18 protein-coding genes are annotated in these 21,793 nt (G+C 34.0%); 13 read left to right on the forward strand and 5 right to left on the reverse strand.

Annotated features, from left to right (window positions below; genetic code table 11):
• Nucleotides 1-336 precede the first annotated feature (336 nt).
• Complete coding sequence (locus tag IGK21_RS00105) at nt 337-858, forward strand: HdeD family acid-resistance protein (RefSeq protein ID WP_010720488.1); 522 nt, start codon at nt 337-339, stop codon at nt 856-858.
• 99 nt (nt 859-957) lie between these two features.
• Here IGK21_RS00105 and spxB read toward each other — a convergent pair whose 3' ends face one another.
• Nucleotides 958-2,688, reverse strand: coding sequence for a pyruvate oxidase (spxB, locus tag IGK21_RS00110; protein ID WP_034697673.1), 1,731 nt, complete (start codon nt 2,686-2,688; stop codon nt 958-960).
• Nucleotides 2,689-2,855: 167 nt separating this feature from the next.
• On the opposite strand from spxB, the gene IGK21_RS00115 reads away from it, so the two are divergent.
• Nucleotides 2,856-3,674 carry a ZIP family metal transporter gene (locus IGK21_RS00115; protein WP_010720486.1) on the forward strand — a complete coding sequence of 273 codons (819 nt, stop codon included), beginning with the start codon at nt 2,856-2,858 and terminating at the stop codon, nt 3,672-3,674.
• Between the two features lie 99 nt (nt 3,675-3,773).
• On the opposite strand, the gene IGK21_RS00120 is transcribed toward IGK21_RS00115, so the two are convergent.
• Nucleotides 3,774-3,965, reverse strand: a complete 192-nt coding sequence (locus tag IGK21_RS00120) for a hypothetical protein (protein WP_063626391.1) — start codon at nt 3,963-3,965, stop codon at nt 3,774-3,776.
• 217 nt (nt 3,966-4,182) lie between these two features.
• Between IGK21_RS00120 and IGK21_RS00125 the strand changes: the two genes are divergently transcribed.
• Both IGK21_RS00125 and IGK21_RS00130 read left to right on the forward strand, forming a co-directional pair.
• On the forward strand, nt 4,183-4,764 hold the full coding sequence (locus IGK21_RS00125) for a TMEM175 family protein (protein ID WP_010720484.1): 582 nt from the start codon (nt 4,183-4,185) through the stop codon (nt 4,762-4,764).
• 90 nt (nt 4,765-4,854) lie between these two features.
• Nucleotides 4,855-4,995 (forward strand): hypothetical protein, encoded by a 141-nt coding sequence (locus tag IGK21_RS00130; protein ID WP_164885437.1) that lies wholly within the window; start codon nt 4,855-4,857, stop codon nt 4,993-4,995.
• Between the two features lie 512 nt (nt 4,996-5,507).
• Here IGK21_RS00130 and IGK21_RS00135 read toward each other — a convergent pair.
• Nucleotides 5,508-5,957 (reverse strand): hypothetical protein, encoded by a 450-nt coding sequence (locus tag IGK21_RS00135; protein WP_010720483.1) that lies wholly within the window; start codon nt 5,955-5,957, stop codon nt 5,508-5,510.
• A 531-nt stretch (nt 5,958-6,488) separates the two neighbouring features.
• Here IGK21_RS00135 and IGK21_RS00140 point away from each other — a divergent pair.
• The 5 genes from IGK21_RS00140 (at nt 6,489) to IGK21_RS00160 (ending at nt 12,989) form a co-directional block, all read left to right on the forward strand.
• Nucleotides 6,489-7,937, forward strand: coding sequence for a helix-turn-helix domain-containing protein (locus IGK21_RS00140; protein WP_034697678.1), 1,449 nt, complete (start codon nt 6,489-6,491; stop codon nt 7,935-7,937).
• 375 nt (nt 7,938-8,312) lie between these two features.
• Nucleotides 8,313-8,864, forward strand: coding sequence for a hypothetical protein (locus tag IGK21_RS00145; protein WP_181914740.1), 552 nt, complete (start codon nt 8,313-8,315; stop codon nt 8,862-8,864).
• A gap of 587 nt (nt 8,865-9,451) precedes the next feature.
• The gene (locus tag IGK21_RS00150; RefSeq protein WP_053766563.1) at nt 9,452-10,171 is read left to right on the forward strand and encodes a hypothetical protein; all 720 of its coding nucleotides are present in this window, start codon (nt 9,452-9,454) and stop codon (nt 10,169-10,171) included.
• A gap of 36 nt (nt 10,172-10,207) precedes the next feature.
• Nucleotides 10,208-11,374: a helix-turn-helix domain-containing protein gene (locus IGK21_RS00155; protein ID WP_096708617.1), complete on the forward strand. Its 1,167-nt coding sequence runs from the start codon at nt 10,208-10,210 to the stop codon at nt 11,372-11,374.
• Between the two features lie 484 nt (nt 11,375-11,858).
• Complete coding sequence (locus IGK21_RS00160; protein ID WP_181914741.1) at nt 11,859-12,989, forward strand: hypothetical protein; 1,131 nt, start codon at nt 11,859-11,861, stop codon at nt 12,987-12,989.
• 81 nt (nt 12,990-13,070) lie between these two features.
• On the opposite strand, the gene guaA is transcribed toward IGK21_RS00160, so the two are convergent.
• On the reverse strand, nt 13,071-14,636 hold the full coding sequence (gene guaA / locus IGK21_RS00165) for a glutamine-hydrolyzing GMP synthase (RefSeq protein ID WP_010720480.1): 1,566 nt from the start codon (nt 14,634-14,636) through the stop codon (nt 13,071-13,073).
• A gap of 59 nt (nt 14,637-14,695) precedes the next feature.
• On the reverse strand, nt 14,696-15,619 hold the full coding sequence (coaA, locus tag IGK21_RS00170; protein ID WP_010720479.1) for a type I pantothenate kinase: 924 nt from the start codon (nt 15,617-15,619) through the stop codon (nt 14,696-14,698).
• Nucleotides 15,620-15,884: 265 nt separating this feature from the next.
• On the opposite strand from coaA, the gene IGK21_RS00175 reads away from it, so the two are divergent.
• From IGK21_RS00175 to IGK21_RS00190, 4 genes are all read left to right on the forward strand, one after another.
• The gene (locus IGK21_RS00175; RefSeq protein ID WP_010736788.1) at nt 15,885-16,490 is read left to right on the forward strand and encodes a class I SAM-dependent methyltransferase; all 606 of its coding nucleotides are present in this window, start codon (nt 15,885-15,887) and stop codon (nt 16,488-16,490) included.
• A gap of 353 nt (nt 16,491-16,843) precedes the next feature.
• The gene (locus IGK21_RS00180) at nt 16,844-19,165 is read left to right on the forward strand and encodes a hypothetical protein (protein ID WP_252703150.1); all 2,322 of its coding nucleotides are present in this window, start codon (nt 16,844-16,846) and stop codon (nt 19,163-19,165) included.
• A 168-nt stretch (nt 19,166-19,333) separates the two neighbouring features.
• A complete protein-coding gene (locus IGK21_RS00185; protein ID WP_010720475.1) occupies nt 19,334-20,350 on the forward strand; it encodes a LacI family DNA-binding transcriptional regulator in 1,017 nt (338 codons plus the stop codon).
• A 140-nt stretch (nt 20,351-20,490) separates the two neighbouring features.
• Nucleotides 20,491-21,792, forward strand: coding sequence for a pyrimidine-nucleoside phosphorylase (locus IGK21_RS00190; RefSeq protein WP_034697695.1), 1,302 nt, complete (start codon nt 20,491-20,493; stop codon nt 21,790-21,792).
• Nucleotide 21,793: the final 1 nt, after the last annotated feature.

Raw genomic sequence — 21,793 nt, forward strand, 5'->3', positions numbered from 1 at the left:
CAAGGTAATCAATTATTCTTTGTGTTTCACGTGGAACATGGGAATAAAAAATACTAAAAAATTATGAAAGAGTGAAAAAATTTGTACGTATGAAGCAATAATGAGGTTCGAAGATATCTAAGATAGAAAGGCAAAATGCTCGTTTATTTAGTAGAAGAATAAGTTGGTAGTGAATATACGCAAATTATAAGAAGTAGTAGCTTTTACTAAAAATAATAGCAGCAAAAGCTGATCAGAAAAGAAATTACTTTTGCTTTTCATCACCAGCATATGTTTTGACGTTATTTAAAGAGAGCGTTAGTATAATAATAGATTAAAATGAAAGTTGGAATGAAAATGAATGAAAGAAAAACACTAGACTGGGGATCATTAATTTTAGGGATTTTATTTGTCCTTGTTTCATTAATCTCTTTTCAAGATCCTGTTGGTAATTTAGTGGCGATTGTCGTTGTTTTTGCTATTTTTGCCTTTTTAAAAGGAATTTTTGAATTATTTGTACGAAATCGCATGAAAGAATTGACAGGATATAAAGGGAAAATGCCGTTGGTTATTGGTATCATTGATATTTTAGTCGGGATTTTCTTCTTGTTCAATATTGGTGCAGGAGTAGTTGCTTTACCGTTTGTTTTTGCCATTTGGTTTATTGCCGACTCTATCTTAGCTTTATTTACAGCTGATTTAGCGAAAGGTTATAGCACAGGCTACTATTGGTTTACAGTAATCATCAATATTTTGGGTGTGGTATTAGGATGTATACTATTGTTTAATCCTATTTCCTCCGCTTTGACTTTAAGTTTTCTTGTCGGTTTTTATTTTATGCTCTTTGGGATCAACCATATCGTATATGCGTTCAGATAAACAAAGTAAAGTATATAAAGAAGCAATCAGGCTGAATTTTCCTGGTTGCTTCTTTTTTATAGTTGATATGTCTGAATCTCTCAAAGAGTAGAGGTTCAATTATTTCCTTTTTTCATATAATTCATTCAATACAGGTAAATCATGCACTTCGTATTTTTCTTTGAATTGTTTGATTTCTTCTTCTGTATATTTTCTTGGATCAAGATGAAGATCTTCAACCGGTAAAGGACGTTTGTTATTGATTTTTACATCAATTACTACTGGTCGTTGGGATTTTTTAGCGGCATCAAATGCAGGTCTTAATTGGTGATACTCAGTAATCGTGAAACCATCAGCTCCCAGTGCTTCACTCGCTTTTCCGAAGTCAGCCTCTTCTAAAAACACACCAAATTTTTTCTGTTCAGTATCTTCTTGTTCTGCTTCAATAAACCCAAACGATGTATTCGATAAAACCACATTAATAATCGGTAGTTGGTATTTCACTTGTGTAATGATATCTTGCATCACCATTGCAAAACCACCATCACCGCTTAAAGTAAAGACTTGTCGATCAGGATAACTTAATTGTGCGGCAATGCCACCTGGAACCCCATTCCCCATTGTAGCGAACCAACCAGAGGTCGTGTGTTTTTGTTTGCCGTTCATGTCTAATAATCGAATGGAATGGATCGTCGTATTCCCAACATCTGTTACAAAAATCGCATCTTCTTCAGCGATCCGATTGATTTCTTTATAAACAGCTTCAGGACGAATCGGTTGGTCTTCAAGGTCAGCGAATGAGTTTAACCAGTTTACCCAATTCGCTTTGTTCTCTTGGTTGGCTAGATACCAGCGATCTTCAGGACGTGGTTCGCCCAGCTGTGTTAATCTCGCTAATGTGGTATTGGCATCCCCTAAAATGGTATGGGAGGTAGCATGTCTTCGACCAAACTTTGAAGCATCGATGTCCACTTGGATAAATTCAGCCTCTGGGTTAAAGAACGCACGACCAAAAGGAAAGTCACTACCCATAAATAAAATCAAGTCGGCCTCTGCTAATGCTTCATTTGCAGGTTTTGTGGCCACACGTCCAGCAAAGCCTAGAAAGTTTTTATAGTTATCTGGAATGATGCCTTTCGCTAAAACAGAAGCAACAACTGGCATGGAAAAGTGTTCTGTAAAATCTTTGATTTGTGAAAAGCCATTACGAGTACCTTGTCCAATGTAAAGTACAGGCTTTTTAGCTTTTTCAATAAAAGGAAGAGCAGCAATTACATCTTTTTCATCAGGAAGGACAGTACCTGTTTTATGAGTAGCTGCGTTAGATATTTTCTCTTCTTCAATGTCTGCAAAACCTAAATCAACAGGGATAGTTACAATAGCTACTCCTTTATTTTCATAGGCTGCTTTGATTGCTTCGTCCACTACATGAGGTAAACTTTCAGGTGTCATAACTGTCCGATTATAGACACTAACATCTGCAAAAATTGGATTTTCATTTAATTCTTGGAAAGAGTTATAGTTCATAGCAGTAGTTGCAACTTGTCCAAGCAACGCAACAACTGGAACATGATCCATTTGTGCATCATACAAACCATTGATCAAATGCGTGGCACCTGGTCCAGCAGAACCAAAAACAGCCCCAACTTTTCCTGTTAGTTTCGCATCGGCTGCTGCGGCTAGCGCTCCTACTTCTTCGTGACGTACTTGGATATATTTTATTTGATCTTTTTCATGATAAAGAGCATCCATGATTGAATTAAACGAACCACCAGGAATCCCATAAATATGCTCGATTCCCCAACTTTCCATTACTTTGACCATTGCGATACCAGCATTGATTGTTGCCATATTCTCCCACTCCTTTATCAAATGAATGATAAAATTTCGTAACTTTATTAATTAAAGTATAGTGCTTTAAGAATAAAAGCCCAACTGATTCGCTTTTTCACACAAACAGTAGTCATGATTTTTTGAATATGCTAGAGTAATAAGTAAAGGCACGAAAGGAGAATAAAATGACAGAATGGCTACTAAGCTTAGCCCCGTGGCAACAAGCATTAGCGGGGACAGCATTTACGTATTTTATGACAGCTCTGGGGGCTGGGTTGGTATTTTTCTTTAAAGAAATCAAAAAAGAAGTATTGAATCTCATGCTTGGTTTTGCTTCGGGGGTCATGATTGCTGCTAGTTTTTGGTCATTGCTTGATCCAGCGATTACAAAAGCTGAAGAAAATGGCGATATCGCTTGGCTGGTCGTTAGTATTGGTTTTGGATTAGGTGGTGTCTTTCTTTATATCGCTGATAAAACGCTTCCCCATATGCACTTTGGCCCACAGCACGAAAAAGAAGGCCTACCTACGCATTTAAAACGAACAATCTTATTAGTCTTTTCGATCACCTTGCACAATATCCCTGAAGGTTTGGCTGTAGGGGTGGCATTTGGGGCTGCCAGTACAGCCGATAATCCAACAGCGGCCGTTTTGGCAGCCATTTCGGTTGCATTGGGTATTGGAATTCAGAATTTTCCGGAAGGTGCAGCTGTTTCGATTCCTTTAAGACAAGAAGGCTTGAGTCGAACAAAGGCATTTATATATGGACAAGCTTCAGGTATTGTTGAACCGATCGCAGGTGTGATTGGCGCGGTGCTAGTGACACGAGTAACCATCCTTTTACCTTATGCACTGGCATTTGCAGCAGGTGCGATGATCTATGTGGTTGTTGAGGAATTAATTCCCGAAGCCCAACAAACATTATCAAGTAAACGACATTTTGCCGTTTTTGGGGTGATGTTAGGTTTTATCATTATGATGGTACTAGATGTAGCTTTAGGGTAATACCATCAAATGATATATCATTTTGAACAACTGACAAAAAATACAACGAAAAAAGCAGCACAAGACTGGGGAATCTGTCGTGTGCTGCTTTTTTCAATATTAGTAATATTTTCGATGATGTCGACGATTTGTTCCAGAAATTACACGAATTAGCCAAATAATGATTGCAATAGGAATGAGTAATTTAATTGCAAACCATAAAATACTAGTAAAAAGGCTAATTACAAAACTACCTATAATCAATACCATTATTAGCATGAAAATAGTTGAAAAAGTATTTCTTTGTCCCATACAAACCCCTCATTTCTTGCTAGTTCCCAAAATAAGTTAAATTTAATAAGAATATACTTAAGAACTTAGCTTAGTTATTAGAGAACTACGATAGTTAAATCCTCTTGTTTCATTGAGTATAGCAGTATAGAGTGAGCGTTACCTCCAACTATAGACTGATTTAGTTGCTTTTTTCTAGCTATCTTTACTACAATAAGTCAGAAAAGGAGGCAAAAATATGCCAAAAAATCGTTTAGAAGCTTTTACCGATGCAGTTATCGCAATCATTATGACTATCTTGGTCTTAGAGCTTCACCAGCCAAACACTGACACTTGGCAAGCGCTAAGTGCCTTAGGATATCGTTTTATGATCTATATTGTCAGCTTTTTTACATTGGTCATCTATTGGAATAATCATCATCATATGTTTCAAGTCGTTCATAAAGTAAATTGGCGAGTTTTATGGGCGAATAGCTTTTTTATCTTTGCTTTATCATTTTTTCCCTTTGTTACGTCTTGGATCAGCGAGTATAGTCATAGTTTAGCGCCAGAAATCACATATGGTGTAGTAACTTTAGGAGCTAATATTGCTTACTATATTTTAGCAAGAGAGTTGGTTCAGTCTGATCCTAAAAATAAAAAGAATATCAAAGAATTACTAGATAACTATCGAAAATCCTACTGGTCAATTGGGTTAAATATTTTAGGAATTATTTTAGGCTATGTCATTACACCAATAGCTGTTTTAGTAACGAATGCTGTGATTTTACTTGGTTGGTTGATTCCTAGCCGTAAAATCGAATCTCAATATAGTAATTAAAGATGTACAAAAAAATTAAGAGAAATATAACAAAAAGATAAAAAAATGGTCGAACTTCTAGAGGAAAATCTTCCTTGAAGAGGGATGCTTATGATCAATCAAAAAAAATTGAATATCGGTCTAACTACGAGCATGATAACGATCCTTATCTATATAGATCATCGGCAATGTAGTTTATCGGTTATTTTGTTATCTATGATGATTCCATTTGTTGTAGCATTAAAGAAGTAAGTAGCGTTTATTTTTGATCCCTGATCTTTCAGTCTAAAGAATTGAAAGATCAGGGATTCGTTGTATCTAATTATACACAGATACGTATCAGAGAGGTAATCTGTTCCGAAAGTTTTCCACAGGGTATAACGAAAACGAAAAGTTCCAACCTATTGATAAAAGCAGTTATACAATATTTTTGTATAAATATTAAATGAATAGGCAGATAACAATTTATATAGATTAATCCATCTGATTAAATAACTTTTAGTTTTTGAGTATAGCGTTATTTTATCTTTTTAAAATAACGGATTTAATAATTTGTTTATTTTCTTCACAGGAAGGATCGAATAAATTAGGAAAAATGACGAAAAACAAAGGAAACAAGCCGTCTCGAATTAAATAGTTAGTATAAAAGATCAATGGTCGAGTGGGAGAAGAAAAAAGAATAAACAGAAAAGTTATTCGAGGTTCTTTCCATTGAAAAAAATAAAAGCCAATTAAATATACCCCTACAAGGTATATTTAATTGGTCAGTCTGTTGTATGAGTGGCACTTGCGACAGGATAATTTTTTTTATAAGCAAAGTAGCGTGCTTCTTTTTTTGCTAAGCCAAAAGAATCAGAGAGCTGTAAATTTTGAGGTGAGAATTGTATGGCGGGGATTGAAAATGTCTGTTTTTGTTTGTCTATAATTGAAATAGAAAAGTTGATTTCTTCTTGTTCGGCATTTGCTAACGTCACATAAGAATGTCTGTCGAAATGGATACCAACTACTGTGTAAATGCCCAGTAATTGAAGTTGATCTCCTTCAATTTTTACTAGTTCATCTTTTGTTGGCACATATTCCATCTTGGCTCCAGTAGTCATTTTCATTTCAGCTTTTGAAGTAACATCTTTTACAGGAGAAGCAAAGTATTCAATCATAAAAAATAAAGCAATTAAACCTAAAAAACTACTAACTATAATAATTGTTTTCTTCACCTTGGACACTCCCATCTAACAGTTATGATGTAAAAAAGTACATTTATGATAAAAATAGTTTTTTAATCATTTAAAATGGTATAATATATGCCTTTTTTTATTAATTTTTGTTATTAATTAATTGCTTTAAAAACAGTATAAATTTAAATATAAAAAAAATAAAGCATAAAATACTTAATTTTAGCAGTTTATTTTACTGAATAAATGTTTCAATCAAATAATTTATTTCGCTAAAATAATTTATTTAGTTATTTTTTAAAATGAGAAGGCGAATGATACTATTTTCTGTTGGCAAGATCAGCATTCTGTTTATTTGCAAGGTCTAAGGGCAAAAAAAGGCCATAAATGATCTATTTATAAAATAGGTAGATAGGATTGCTTATTTTTCATATTTTTTATACCCATTTTTACTATTTTTTTGAAAAAAAAATTCTAATTCGTTAAAAATTTTCTTTAAAATATAAATAGGAACATTCAAATAGAAAAAAGTGAATGCTTTTTTATAGTTGGTAAAAAGAGGGGAGGAAGTAAATGTTAAATATTTTATCGAAAAAAATGAAACGACAGTTACTTCTACTGGAATTGCTTTTTGAAGGAGAAACCTATCGCTTTCAAGATTTAGAATCTCAATTAAAGTGTTCTTCAAAAACATTGAGAAATGACTTGATGGATATCGATTCTTATGCAAAAGAAATTAATATACATACTGATCGTGAGAATGGGATATTTGCAGAAATTGCTCCTCATGTCACAGAAGAATATATTTACCGAATTATTATGAATGAATCGATTGAGTATCAATTTTTAGAAGCAATCGTGTTAAATAAATATACGAACTACTTGGAAGTAACGGAACAACTATTTATTTCAGAGAGCACTTTAAGACGAATGGTGAAGCGCATCAACCTTTCCTTAGAGCAATATCACTTAAGAATTCGAGGATTGATTCGATTAACGGGAAATACACAATTAATTGAAAAGTTGACGATCCAGTTACTTTTAGAAAAATATGTGTGTTTAGAAGAGGCCTTCAATGAAGAAATTTGTCAAAAAAGTCGTCAATTATACTTAAAATACATAACGAATAATCAACTTCAAGATATAATTCGTAAACTGGAACACCGAAAACATAATCAGCTTTTATTTTATATTGCTATGAAAATTTACCAAGTAAAAAACGAAAAACAATTTATTGAAAAAGAGCAGAATAATCTTTTATGCCTAGAATCAAATGAGAAGCAAAATACTTCTTTATGGTTATCTCTTGAAGAGGATCAGGATCTGATAAAATACATCTTTGAACAGCCGTTTGTTTGTTCGCTACTGGATATACAGAACAGCAGCGATGACTACCAACAAAAACCTTATTTAACAAAGATGGTTGGGATATTGCTTGATTATTTGGAAATAAAATATCAGATCAAATGTGAAGAACGACAAGAAATCTGCTATAAAATAATTAATGATGGCGACTATATGGAAAATCTTTCTTTTATTTTATATGATAAACATCATCAGTTTTTAAAACAGATACTTCCAGAAATCGAAAGTATTCAAGTAGGACTAAAGAATTATTTAATTAACAAGGATCAAAAAGAGTTATTAAAGTATATGAAAAATGACGAATTTACCAGAAAATTAGTCGCTTTGTTACTTGTCTACTGGCATGATCTGCTAAAAAAGATTGAAACGAGTAAACAAATTAGGGCTTTGATTGTAACCAATTCTGAACAATATGCTAGCTACATTATTGCAAAGCTTGAGCTTTATCTAGGAGGACGATATCGTTTTGTAGCCAGCAAAACCCCGGTAGTTACAGATCAGATGCTACATAAGGAAAACTATGATTGTATTGTTTCCAATACGATGCTGAACAGACAGTTTAATATCCCTATATTTGGTATTTCTATTTATCCCAAATCAAGAGAAATTCAAAACTTGATTTTCTTTTATCAACAAACAAGAACAGAAATTACATAGCGTGTTTGATATTTATTAACTTTGAGAAATTGTTAGTTTGAACATAGGTGGTCAATAAGGGGAAACGCTGATCAATGGTGAATGAATATTCCACAGATACAAAGAAACAAAAAGAAGAGATAGGTTAAAAGTTAACCTAATTTTATGGGCTCTTTGTTAAATGATATGATATTGGTAAAGAGAAATCTTAGAATCATTTGGACAGAAAGAAGAAAAGCTTCTTTCTGTTCTTTTAGAGAAGGCAAATATTTCCTCATTGTTTTGGTAGTAATTCAAGTAAGTTTACAGTAAAAATTACTCATTTAATATTAATGAAAAGTTTAATGTACTTTGCTATTATGGACTAATTAATTAGGAAACAGATGGAGGTTCTCAATGGAAGTACTGAGATTAGTTAGTCAATTTTATGCAATTATAGCGATACCCGTCTTTATTTTTTGTGGTTTTAGATTACGTAATCAAAGAAGGGCTATGGAAAAGAAGAAAAAAAATAAAGTGAGTGAAATATTCCCTGAACTTAGTAAAGAGGACTTAAAGCTGAGAAAAACAGCAATTATAAATTATCAAAATATGTATTTGAATACCACTTTTAAAGGAGGTATTCAAATGTTATTGACTGTTGCATTACTTGCAAGTATTATAGGCGCTTTGGTCACTAGTATGCTTTATCAAGATTTTTCGACTAGTTTCCTATTTATCATTGCATTAACCTTTTGTATTTTACTTCTTAGTATAATCGCTCCGTCAAGTCAGAACCAAGCGCAGTTTTGGGAGAATTATCTAAATGAACATCCCGATAATCCATTGAAAATCGTTCTGTTGGACAGGGAAGATATCGAAAAGATAACTGCAATAAGAAAAAAACAAGTTATTAATTTTATGGTCATCGAGTTAGCTTTTCTGATTTTTTACGTTCTTTATTTTTAGCAAGAACACCGGTTTTATACGAATAATCAATTGATTGTCAAAGATAAGAGGGGCAAGAAATTAGAACGATTGACTGGAAATGGAGATAGAAAGAATTTTATCAAAAGGCTGCAGGTAATTTTTATAAAGAAAATACATGCAGCCTACCATTATTTTGTTGATTGGGTGGCTTCACATGAACGATATGATACTCTTTGATAGTATTTATAAAAAATAGGAAGTAGATTGTCTTTGCTAGAGAGTTACAAAGATTCATTGTTTGAAAAAAAGAACCGTGAGCACCTTTGATGTCAAAGGCTTCACGGTTCTTTTTAAATTTATTTCTATTTAAAATTAATCTATCTAATGCCACTTGTTGCTGTTTCTTGCAACTTAATCCATAAACTTTTTTCTTTCTTCAACAATTCCTTGTTGTATTTGTTTCAGTCTAGAACTATAAGAATAGAAGTACATGTTGATAATGACTTCTATTTTTTTAATTTTTAAATCTCGCTTTAAAAAAATCAGCTTTTTTGTATTCTTTTGTTTAATTTTAAAAAAATATAGGATATAATTACTTCAAATATAAGTAGATTGGAGTTGGACAGATGGCAAATGAAGTTCTAAATGCGGAAGAAGCACAATTGGTTGTTGATGGGTTATTACTTGGTTACAAAGAATATCTAGATATTCGTAAAGAGATGAAAGGAAGATTGAAAGTTTCTGCTGGATTTGCTTTTACAAAAGGGAACTTTATTGATGACGGTGTTGCTAGAAAAACTTTTAATTTTGCAGAAAATAAACGCGAAAAAGCAGGCGAAAGTTGGGAATATTTAGAGTTTTCCTTTGGTGGAGAAAAACCTTCTCTTTTTATCGTAAAAAATGACTATAGATTAAATCAAACTTTCTCAAAAGAAAAAAAGAAAAAAGTAAGTAAATATTTGTCTGATTATGCTAAGATAAATAAACCTATCCTTAATTCAGTTCGTAAAGGTCAAAAGAAAGTGCCTAATACCTCAATTCAATTAGAGCTTCCATTGGAAGAACCAATGATTTCAGAACAAGAGTTATCAAAATATGAAAATTTTTACATAGTGGTTTATAAAACGAATACGGCAAAAGTGATAGAATCAGTTTCACTTGTTTTACCTGATGACGAAACAAAAGAACTACATATAATTCAAAATTTAACACCGTATTTGCAAACTACGTCTATAATTATAGAAGATGAAGAATATTCTGCTGTAGTTGGTGAAAAAGAAGAAATTGGTGATCTCTATGATTATGATTATACAATTCCTAAAGAGGAAAAAGAAATCTCCAATTAGTTTCCCAGTGCAGTGTATTAAGAAAGGAAGAGCACAATGTTTTATGGGAAAAATCTGCAAATAATTAGGATGTTGCATGGTCTTTCACGTAAGGAACTTGGAGAAAAACTACGAGTATCTGAACAATCGATATGGCAATTTGAAAAACAAATGATAGAACCATCATTTGAAAATATCTTACAAATGAAAGAAATTTTGCAAGTGAAATCCACTTTTTTCTTTGAAGAATTCCGTGTTGAAAAGACCTTTTTTGAAAATAATGTTGCGTATAGAAAAGCAGATATTTCTTCTAGAAAAAAAACTAATAGTGAGATAGTCTATTTAAATGTGGCTTCTAAAGTGATTAATTATTTAGAAAGCTTTCTAAATGTACCACCTAATAAGTTATTAGATTTTAGACAAAAAAGTTCTGAAATTTTATTTGATGAAATAACAAATGAGAAAATAGAAAAGATTGCTACTCTTTCTAGAAAGTTTTTAGAAATTCAATCTGATAATGGTAACCTATTATTATCATTAGAAAAGTCAGGAATTTATGTTTTAGAAAAAAATGTTGGTGGGAAGGCAGATGCTTATAGTGCGTGGTCAACAGAAGATGTCCCAATCATTGTATTAGGTATAAAAAAATCGGCAGTGAGAAGAAATTTTGATTTAGCTCATGAATTAGGACATTTGTTACTACACCCGTATGTTGACTTTTCTCTGTTAGATAAAAATGAACGACAACAAGTAGAAAGAGAAGCAGATTATTTTGCTTCATGTTTTTTATTGCCGTCAGAAATTATTCAAAAAGACTTAGAAAAAATAAAGAAGATATCAAATCCAGATAGTTATATCTCTTTAAAGGCCAAATACAATGTATCCATTCAAGCTCTTGAAATGCGAGCTTATAAATTAGGATTTCTTACACCAAAACAACATAGCTATTTTTATCGACAAATTGCTATAAAAAATTACAGATTAGAAGAACCCTTGGATAGGGAAATTGTATTTAAGCGTCCTGGAAAAATCCGAAGTATTTTCAACTTGGTTCTAACGAATAAGTTAACTGATTTATCAAGCATTGAAAATAATTTTAGGATGAATAGAAGCTTGTTAGAAAAAATGTTTTCGATTGAACCTGATTTCTTCGTTCCCTTTGCAAAAGAAGAAAATTTTACAGATTTAAATAATGTTTTGAAACTTAATTTTGGTTCTGTATAGTTTACAAGTTTTATCAAAGGATAGATTTGATTTTAGAAACTAAGGATCACTTAGTGACAGAAAAAAAGAATAATAAACACAAGTGTGTCCCAACTGTGATCACACTAAAAGAAACCCGCTAGAAAACCTATGACATAGGCTTTTCTAGCGGGTTGTTTCTTATTCCCACTCGACTTTTGTATAGATATGTTTAAGATGATTTATCTTATTTTAGAAGGGTTAAGGTTGAATCGGAACAGTTGAATTATTGTTAAAAATAGTGGTTTGGTACTATCAAGGGTACCAAATTATAATTGACATGTCTTTAGGGGCTACTAGCATCTTTATCCAACTATTGACAGAGAGGTTGTAGAAAACTTGGGTGGAATTATTAATATTAATAGTGGATAAAAGTTTGATAAATTGGAATGGGAGTCAATTCAGAAAATAGTGTAGGATGATATAATACCTTAAGAAATTAATTGTCAAACTGCGGAGGGATATTATGATAACAAGTATATTAGAGGCTTCTAGAATACAGCTTCTTACTGAGATTTATGAAGCTAAGAAAATGCTATATAGAATATTGAATTTGCCCACTGAATCTCAGAGTTTGATTTCTATGTCCATTTCGCCATTTCTTTCACTTTTATGTGAAGGAATTGACAACTTGTTTAGTGAGGATGATGTTAAGTTTTCAGAAAATTACGGGTTAATTTATGGAATGAGTTTTACAAAACTAATGAATCAAAATCGAGCTAGTGTAAAGTTGCTAACAGACAAAAAAATTACAAGAGCTATAAAAACAATTGATAAGCAACTTATAGTATTTAATCAAGATTCGGTTAGAGACTACAATTTATTACAAAGAGCTTATATTTCAATGTTTGGGCAGCCAGATTTGGGGATATATTTTTTTGAAAACGTTGCTTTTTCAAATACAAGTCAACTATCAATTTATCAAGATATGTTTAGGCAAATTGCCATAGATAATCTTGGCAATAATACACTAGGTTTTATTATCAGAGATTTTAGTGCTAGCCAAGCTAACAGCATTAGTACTTTTGCATCTGCTATTGAAGGGAAAGTTTTGCCTAAGATTGACTCTAAAAAATGTAAACTTGATATTAGTGATAATGATTTTTCAGAGAAAGATTTCATTTTTATAGATGAAAGGAAAAGAAATATATTTTTACATTCTGAAAATAAAAATCTTTCCTTATATCTATTTAATATCAAATGTCAAATGTCTTTTGCATTAAAACTAGCACCCAAAATTATCGATAGGAATCATGCATTAAGATTTAGAGTAGAGTTTATAGTATATTATCAATCCATGAAAACGATAGATTTCTTAATAAAAAAAGGGAAACTCCTACTAAGCAGCACCAAAATGGAAATCTTAGATAAATTGCTCATTAACTTTAATAATATTTTTTCGGACAACAATTTAAGAAACAATATATACCATTATCGCTTTTCTGATGATAATGTTCATATGGTAATGAAGAATGATTATTTTATCAGCATGATAGAATTTCAAACTAGACAAGATTTCAATTGCGTTTTTGGTAACATAGAAAGAGATATGAATAAATTGATCGAAATATTGGATGAAATAACTGCATTGGTTTAGGTAACAGGTACATTCAAGGTACCAAAGTGAAGAAAAAAGCCTATAAACGTTGAAAAATCAACTTATAGGCTTAAATAATATCTATTCCCACTCCACAGTTGCAGGTGGTTTAGAAGTGATGTCGTACACGATACGGTTGACGTGAGCGACTTCGTTTACGATGCGGACAGAGATTTTTTGTAAAACATCCCATGGGATACGGGCAAAGTCTGCTGTCATCCCATCAATAGAAGTGACTGCACGGATACCTACTGTATAGTCGTAAGTACGGCCATCGCCCATTACACCGACAGAGCGGATTCCTGGTAGAACAGTGAAATATTGCCAAATGTCACGGTCTAAGCCAGCTGCTGCGATTTCTTCACGTAAGATCGCATCTGATTCACGGACGATTTCTAGTTTTTCTTCACTGATTTCTCCCAAGACACGGATACCTAGACCAGGACCTGGGAAAGGTTGACGCCAAACGATTGAATCTGGCATTCCTAGTTGTGTTCCTAATTCACGGACTTCATCTTTGAATAATGTGTTCAAAGGTTCGATCAATTGGAATTGCATGTCTTCTGGTAGACCACCCACGTTATGGTGAGATTTGATCGTTTGAGCAGTTTCCGTTCCACTTTCGATCACATCAGTATAAAGTGTTCCTTGGGCTAAGAAAGCAATTCCTTCTTCTCCCGCTAATTTTGTTGCTTCATCATCAAAAACATACACAAATTCATTACCAATGATTTTACGTTTTTGCTCAGGATCAGAAACGCCGGCTAACTTGTCTAAGAAACGTTTTCTTGCATCCACTTTGATAATATTTAGACCAAATTTCCCGCCTAAACTTTCCATTACTTGGTCTGCTTCACCTTTACGCAATAAACCATGGTCAACAAAGATGGAAGTTAGCTGATCACCGATTGCTTTTTGTAAAAGAACACCAACGACACTAGAATCCACGCCGCCAGAAAGTCCAAGCAATACTTTTTTATCGCCAACTTGTTCACGAATTTTTTCGATTTGCATATCAATGAAGTTATTCATTGTCCAGTTTCCTTCACAATGACAAACATCAAAAGCAAAATGACGGAGTAATTCGATTCCGTATTCAGAATGACGAACTTCTGCATGGAATTGGATACCATAGAAATTACGTTTTGTGTCTTGGATGGATGCGATCGGGCAGTCTTTACTTGTACCAACGATTTCAAATCCTTCAGGAACTTGGGTTACTAAGTCCCCGTGGCTCATCCAAACGGTTTGTTGTTTAGGTGTGTCATTGAACAATACTGCATCGTCACTGGTTACTTCTAACTGAGCTTTTCCGTATTCACGGTTTTTAGCTGGTTCAACTTTCCCACCTAGCTTATACGTAATCAATTGCATACCGTAGCAAATACCCAATACAGGAATCCCTAAGTTAAAGATTTCTGGATCGATTCCAAAAGCATTTTCATCATACACACTGTTAGGACCACCGGAAAGAATGATTCCTTTTGGATTCATTGCTTTTACTTCTTCAGCAGAAACCCGATGGCTCAATAATTCAGAAAAAACTCCTAAATCACGGATGCGTCGTGTAATCAATTGGTTATACTGGCTACCGTAGTCTAATACGATAATCTTTTCAACGTTTGTCATGTCGGCAACGTTTGTCACATTTATTACCCCTATCCCTTTAAATTTTATCTCAAAATAGAATAAACTATTTTAAAATGCTAATATTTTCGCATGAAAATCGAATCAATAATATGATTTTCAGTTTTATGGAGAATTATATCTGCTCTGCCACGAGTAGGCAAGATATATTCGTTTAAATTTTTCAAATTCACATTTTTCCATACTTCTTGCGCCATTTTAAATGCATCGTCACGATCGCCAATAGCAAATTGATAGTAATAATTTTGTGGATTTTGAAAAGCGGTGTCGAGTAAGGCACCGAATCGATCTAAATACCATTTTTCAATTAATGATGAATCAGCATCAACATAAACAGAAAAATCAAAAAAATCACTGACATAGATTTGTTGATTAGCAGGCAGTTGTAGCGTGTTGATTCCTTCAACAATCAGAATATCAGGTTGTTGGATCAATTCATATTCGCCAGGAATGATATTGTAAATGTCATGTGAATAAACAGGTACTTTTATTTCTTCCTGACCGGATTTTACTCGATTAAGAAAATCGATCAACATCTCCATATCATAACTTTCTGGGAATCCTTTACGATTCATGATCCCTCGTTCTTTTAACGTTTCATTAGGATACAAAAAACCATCAGTTGTAATCAACTGAACATTCCTGCGTTTAAATGTACGTGATAAGATCGTTTGTAACAGGCGAGCTGTTGTGCTTTTTCCAACGGCAACACTCCCAGCAATTCCAATAATAAATGGCGGTACTTCGACATATTTATGAAGAAATAGACCTTTACTTAATGAAAGAGATTCAAATTCTTTCATATATAGATAAATCAAATGAGCAAGAGGAACATAGATATCTCGAACATCTTGCATTGAAATACGGTCATTTAAACTTTTGATGTTATCTAGCTCGTCTTGGGTCAAAGGTGCTTGTCCATTACGATAAAATTCACGCCATTCTTCTCTTGCCACACGGTAGTAGTTCATTGGATCATTCATAATAGCCTCCTGCATTCTCCCATCAATGGAATCATTTTAACATAAAACACGGCTAAACCCCACCACTAAACGAGAATGGTTATAAGTCTCTTATTTTTAAGTGAATAACTGTTAACTGAATAAATAAAAAGGATGACATATCAAAATTCATTCTGTTCGTGTTTCTGATCAACTATTTATTTAAACTAGGAAAAATAGACATTGCATGCCAATTGATAAAAGGATAGACTAAGAAACAAGAAACAATATAAAAAGGATGAACGATATGACGAATCATTATTATTCGCAAGAGCCAACGACAGAACATGACTTTGAACAATGGTCATTTGAATTAAAAGGAAAAAACTTCCAATTTGTAACAGATTCAGGAGTATTTTCACGTGAAACAGTCGACTTTGGTTCACGAGTGTTAATTGATACCTTTAATTGGGAAGAGTTGCCAGCTGATGGCAAAATTTTGGATGTTGGTTGTGGCTATGGCCCGATTGGATTGGCGATCGCTTTTGCTAGTCAGCGATTTGTTGAGATGGTCGATATTAACTCTCGGGCAGTAGAATTAGCTCAAGGAAATGCGAACCGCAATGGGATCAAACAGGTGGATATTCATCAATCGAATATCTATGAAGCAGTTCATGAAGAAACTTATGCAGCAATCGTCAGCAATCCGCCAATTCGTGCCGGTAAAAAAGTGGTACACGAAATTTTAACCGAAGCATATCCAAGGTTAAAATCGGGTGGAACACTAACCATTGTCATTCAAAAAAAACAAGGGGCTCCTAGTGCAAAAAGCAAAATGGCAGAGACCTTTGGGAATGCTGAAATCGTCCATAAAGAGAAAGGGTACTATATCATCAAAAGTATCAAAGAATAACTGTTTGATTGTGGGTGTTTGAGACTAAATAAAAAGCTATGATAAAATAACACACTCTAAAAGCAACCGAAGAATCCTAAAATAGAAGTAACTATTTGCGGGTCCTTCGGTTTATTTTTGTCCCTTTCTTTCTATTAAAAAACAGGCGATAGGTACTCTAGGTCATGGGAATATGGAGATCGTAAAAAAGTTGATGAAAGGAGTGAGACACTTCGCTAACTAGTGGAACTTTTTCCTATTGAAAAGTGGCGTATTTCAAGGAGCTAATAATTGAATAACGTTTCTTCCTTTTTTAGAAAACAAAACTAGCATGGTATTGAAAAATTTGAGTGACTTGAAAGGAGAATAAAAAGATGACACAAACCAGAATGATAGTAGATACTAAATCTATTTTAGAATTACCCATGTATAACCAGGAAAACGTATTAAGGTATTTAGAAAAAGACCATATCGAAATGGCTACAACATTTAAAGCATGGGAAGAAAAGGCGAAGGGGATCGTCCAGAACAATAAAACGAAAAGAGAAAAATTAAATAGCAAAAGAGAAAAAAGTGAAATTCAGCCAGATGATCAACATGTTGCTTTAACAAATGAACTTTTAGATCTCTTAGATGGATTAGTACATCATGGTTTGCATCAGTATCGTCCCACGCTGGTGTCTAAGTATAAAAATCTATTGATATGGAAAGATCAAGAAAAATTTGATTTCTTACTTAAGAATCGAGATGCTAAGAACGGGTTCACTCAAATCATGAACGACAAGCCTATGATTAAGCTTTACCAAAAAAAGCCAAAGAAATTTGCTCAGATCAAAAAAGGCTACCATTCTCAAAAAAACAACGATGTCCTATTTGTTGGAAACATGCTGCTGTTTGAACTACTTGATTTTTCTCGCTCAGAGAGGGAACAACTGGTAAAAGAATTTCTAACCCATACGATTCCCAACGATCAGCGACGAGACAACTTAAATCAAGAAATTCAAAATCGTCCTGCGGCAACGCTTGACAAGCTTTCACAGAGAAATAAAACAGTCTATTGGGAGTTTGTTAGTATTAGAAGTGTGGCAGATTATTCTAAAGTAAAACATGTGAAAGAACAAATTGATCATCAAGATGGATTGACTCCAGAAGAAAAACAGGCACTTCATAACGATTTAGATGCACGTATCGCCAAATTTAATAGTCAAGCTATACTGTTTGAAGAAGCAGTCGCGGATCTAAGTGAAAAAAATAAGGATTTACATAAGATGTTCAAAAAAGATGTACCACAAGAGCGAATTGACTTGCTCAAACGAATCAAAGATGAGTCAAATTTGGATTGGCTAACAAAGAATGTGTTGACCGAAGAATTAGTAAGAAAACAAGTGGCTCAAGAAAAACTAGATACATATAAAGCACTGATGAGTGACAAACAATTGACCCGAGAAGTGATAGCTAGCATCAAACAAAGCAAAGAGTATTCAGAAGAAATAAAAAAAGCTCTCATTTCTGAAATTAATCCCTCAGAGGAAGCGAAAAAGAACAACATCAAAAAAATATCAGTTATCAAACAGGAATTTTTCATTAGAAAGCAACTGTTAGAAGTACTAAAAGAACGAGTGGCAATGGATAAAACCTATCAGCCGCTTTTTGAACAAATAGAAAAAGTCACGAATAGTAATGAAAAACAAAAGGAACATGTAACTGCTCAAAGCGATATCAAAGAGTGCCAAAAGTTTATAAGTGAAAATAAATGGGAAGAGGAAATGATTAAAAGAATCAATCAAGAGGAACGAATCCCTCCACATTTGAAAGTAATCGTTTTATCTGAGTTAAAGGAATCAACAGCAAAAAATCAACGAGTTGGTGGAGAAAATCGGCAAGATTCCACGCTTGTTGCTCTTGTTCTAAAGTCTCACGTTCAAAATATACAACTAGGATACCAACAAGAGGTTTCTCAAAAGACGAAGAAGGAGCAACAAATTGATCATCGCATGATTAAATACGAACAAAAGTTACAAAAAATTCTAAAGATAAGAACAGGACTCTTTGATGCCATAAATAGATTTGAGAGCCAGGAGAAACAACTGATAGGGGATGGGGGAAAGATTTCTGTTCCCAAGGATGAACAAGAAAAAGGCAGTCAACAAGCTACGCTGACTAAAAAAGATTTGCAAGAGAATGAAGAGCAGAGGCTAGCTATGGATATCGGAGAGCTTCTTATGAAAGGAAATACGGCAGACTATTTTCAGGCAGTCGATAAACATGATTTAAACTTTTTAAATCTTAGGCAACAAGTAAGGCAAGATCCAAAGATTCCTATTGAAAATAAAAAACCTTTCCTTGAACAGCTAACAACGATGATCGCCACGGATCGAACGGCAGGTTATCAAAAAGAGCTTCAACTTTTTTCATCTGTTCGAGAAAAGATTCTAGAACTCCATAATGAAATCTTAAACGATCAGGAGATAGCTCATGATGAGAAAAAAATACTTCTCAAGCAGGTAGATAGAATGGTAGGAGCGATTGAAAAACGGGATTCTGAACATATAGCTGCTGATCATTTAGTAACCCAAAGTCAGAAGTCTTCTTTGAGTGAGAAAGTAACTAGTGCAATCAATAATAGAAAAGATCAATCGCTAGTTACTCAAGCCAATGAAAAAACTCCTATGAAAGAGAAGAACAATGACAGATGATCGGCAGTTACAGAAGTTTTTAAGAAGTCAGTTTAGGAAATTGGCACTTTCCAAGCTATTTATTTTTATTAGTGAATAAAAGATTTTTTCTTATTTTTTTCTATCTATTCTTTTTTATATGCTTTTGGTAAACTAAAAAAGAATTTACATCATAAAGGAGGAGAAGAAGTGAAACTAACGATCCGAGACATTGCAGAAATGGCAGGTGTTTCAGTCACCACTGTATCACAAATTTTAAATAATAAAGGGAGCCGCTTTAGTGATAAAACACGAAAAAAAGTCCTGAATATTGTTAACGAGCACCATTATAAACCAGATTACTTTGCCTCGAATGTGATCAATCGTCATTCTAAAACGATTGGTATGATCGTGCCAGATGTCACTGACTTCTTCTTTTCTAAATTGATTGAAGGGGTCGAGAGTTACTTGAATCCACTGGGGTATGTGATCATGCTTTGCAACTCTCGTCATAGTCAAGAAAATGAAATCAAGTATTTAAAAGAATTGGCTCATCGCTCAGTGGATGGAATCTTATTGGCTACGCCCAATGTTTTGCCAGATGACTATTCTTTAGATAGTGGTTTTTATAAAAATATGCCGATTATTTTGATTGATCGTGGATTGAATACCAGAGATAATGGTCGGTTGATCGTAAAAGAGTATGAGGGGGCTTATCAAGCAGTTTCTTTGTTTATTAAGAACGGTCATACCAAAATCGGTATGCTCAAAGAAACAACAGGCTATTACCAGTTAGAAGAACGGTTCAACGGGTATCGTCATGCACTAAAGGATCATGGAATCCCTTTCAATGGAAAGTATGTAGAACAAGGGGAGTTGACGGTCCAAGGTGGATACGAGGCGTCTAAACGGCTCTTAAAGCACAAAGATCTTACAGCAATTTTTTGTGGAAATGATGCAATGGCGATTGGTTGTTACCAAGCGATTGATGAATTAGGCAAAAAAATCCCCGATGATATTTCAGTTATTGGTTTCGATGGGTTGAAGTTATCCGAGTATATGATCCCTCAATTGACAACAGTGAAACAGCCAAGTTCTGATATTGGATTTTATGCCGCAAGATTTTTGATCGACACGATCGAGTTCCCACAACGCAAAGTTCCGAACAAAGTCTTTGAAACAAAATTAATTATTCGTGAGAGCATAAAAACATTGACAAAGGGATAACTCAGCGTTATATTGCTTATGTAAGTGTTTACAAAGGCGGTGAGTAGCTCTTTGTATTCTTAGTAAACTGGTTTACTAAAGTGGTTTACCTTTTGGAAAATTCCTGTATAATACCGAATGAAGACGAGGAGGATCAAGCAATGCGAATGGTGGATCTGATTGAAAAAAAGCGAGACGGAAATGAATTATCGACAAAAGAAATCGAGTATATTATTACAAAATACACGAATGGTGAAATTCCAGATTATCAAATCAGCGCATTGTTGATGGCGATCTTTTATCAAGATATGACCGATAGAGAAATCACGGATTTAACACTTGCCATTGCCCACTCAGGAGATGTCATTGATTTAAGTCCTTTAGATGGGATCAAAGTGGATAAACACTCTACAGGTGGTGTGGGAGATACGACAACGTTGATCTTAGCACCTTTAGTCGCAAGTGTGGGTGTTACAGTTGCCAAAATGTCTGGTAGAGGTTTGGGGTATACAGGTGGTACGCTGGATAAACTAGAAGCAATTCCTGGATTTCAAATCGAGCTTTCTGATGAAGCGTTTATCCGAATTGTCAATGAGAGTAAAGTGGCTGTTATTGGACAATCAGGAAATCTTGCACCAGCAGATAAAAAACTTTATGCTTTGCGGGATGTGACTGCGACAGTGGATTCGATTCCTTTGATTGCCAGTTCGATCATGAGTAAGAAAATTGCCGCAGGAGCAGATGCGATCGTTTTAGACGTGACGACAGGTGATGGCGCCTTTATGAAGAATATTGAAGATGCTAGACGTTTAGCAAAAACAATGACTAGTATTGGAAAATTAGCTCATCGTCAGACAGTAGCCGTAATTTCTGATATGTCTGAACCTCTTGGTGAAGCAATTGGTAATAGTCTTGAAGTTGTGGAAGCAATTGAAACGTTAAACGGCAATGGACCAGAAGACTTGCTGGAAATGTGTTATGCATTAGGGAGTCAGATGGTGGTCTTAGCCAATCAAGCAGCAACAATCGAAGAAGCTAGAAGTTTACTGCAAGAAGCACTAGAATCTGGCAAAGCCTTAGACAAATTTAAGGAAATGATCCGTAATCAAGGTGGAGATGACTCTATCGTAGACCAACCAGAACGATTACTGACAGCTAAGTATGTTGTTGAGTTGCCAGCCAAATCGAGTGGTATTGTCTCAAAACTCGTTGCGAATGAGTTGGGGATTGCAGCTATGATGTTAGGTGCAGGACGCAAAACTAAAGAAGATGATATTGATCACGCAGTTGGTCTTAAATTAAATAAAAAAATTGGTGATCCTGTAAAAGAGGGAGAATCATTGTTGACAATCTATAGTAATACAAAAGAGATTTCTTCTGTTCAAGAATTGCTCTATCAAAATATCCAAATTAGTGACTCGGCTGAAAAGCCTACATTGATACATGATATCATCACCGAATAAA

The sequence above is a fragment of the Enterococcus sp. DIV1421a genome (assembly GCF_051711025.1).
Lineage (GTDB): Bacteria > Bacillota > Bacilli > Lactobacillales > Enterococcaceae > Enterococcus_B > Enterococcus_B hirae.

Excerpts from the sequence above, each read along its gene's own strand:
- IGK21_RS00105 (WP_010720488.1), top strand. The coding sequence starts at position 337 with ATGAATGAAAGAAAAACACTAGACTGGGGATCATTAATTTTAGGGATT.
- IGK21_RS00115 (WP_010720486.1), top strand. The coding sequence starts at position 2,856 with ATGACAGAATGGCTACTAAGCTTAGCCCCGTGGCAACAAGCATTAGCG.
- IGK21_RS00180 (WP_252703150.1), top strand. The coding sequence starts at position 16,844 with ATGACACAAACCAGAATGATAGTAGATACTAAATCTATTTTAGAATTA.
- coaA (WP_010720479.1), bottom strand. The coding sequence starts at position 15,619 with ATGAATGATCCAATGAACTACTACCGTGTGGCAAGAGAAGAATGGCGT.
- IGK21_RS00140 (WP_034697678.1), top strand. The coding sequence starts at position 6,489 with ATGTTAAATATTTTATCGAAAAAAATGAAACGACAGTTACTTCTACTG.
- IGK21_RS00175 (WP_010736788.1), top strand. The coding sequence starts at position 15,885 with ATGACGAATCATTATTATTCGCAAGAGCCAACGACAGAACATGACTTT.
- IGK21_RS00130 (WP_164885437.1), top strand. The coding sequence starts at position 4,855 with ATGATCAATCAAAAAAAATTGAATATCGGTCTAACTACGAGCATGATA.
- IGK21_RS00190 (WP_034697695.1), top strand. The coding sequence starts at position 20,491 with ATGCGAATGGTGGATCTGATTGAAAAAAAGCGAGACGGAAATGAATTA.
- IGK21_RS00155 (WP_096708617.1), top strand. The coding sequence starts at position 10,208 with ATGTTTTATGGGAAAAATCTGCAAATAATTAGGATGTTGCATGGTCTT.
- IGK21_RS00125 (WP_010720484.1), top strand. The coding sequence starts at position 4,183 with ATGCCAAAAAATCGTTTAGAAGCTTTTACCGATGCAGTTATCGCAATC.
- IGK21_RS00145 (WP_181914740.1), top strand. The coding sequence starts at position 8,313 with ATGGAAGTACTGAGATTAGTTAGTCAATTTTATGCAATTATAGCGATA.
- IGK21_RS00160 (WP_181914741.1), top strand. The coding sequence starts at position 11,859 with ATGATAACAAGTATATTAGAGGCTTCTAGAATACAGCTTCTTACTGAG.
- IGK21_RS00120 (WP_063626391.1), bottom strand. The coding sequence starts at position 3,965 with ATGGGACAAAGAAATACTTTTTCAACTATTTTCATGCTAATAATGGTA.
- spxB (WP_034697673.1), bottom strand. The coding sequence starts at position 2,688 with ATGGCAACAATCAATGCTGGTATCGCAATGGTCAAAGTAATGGAAAGT.
- IGK21_RS00150 (WP_053766563.1), top strand. The coding sequence starts at position 9,452 with ATGGCAAATGAAGTTCTAAATGCGGAAGAAGCACAATTGGTTGTTGAT.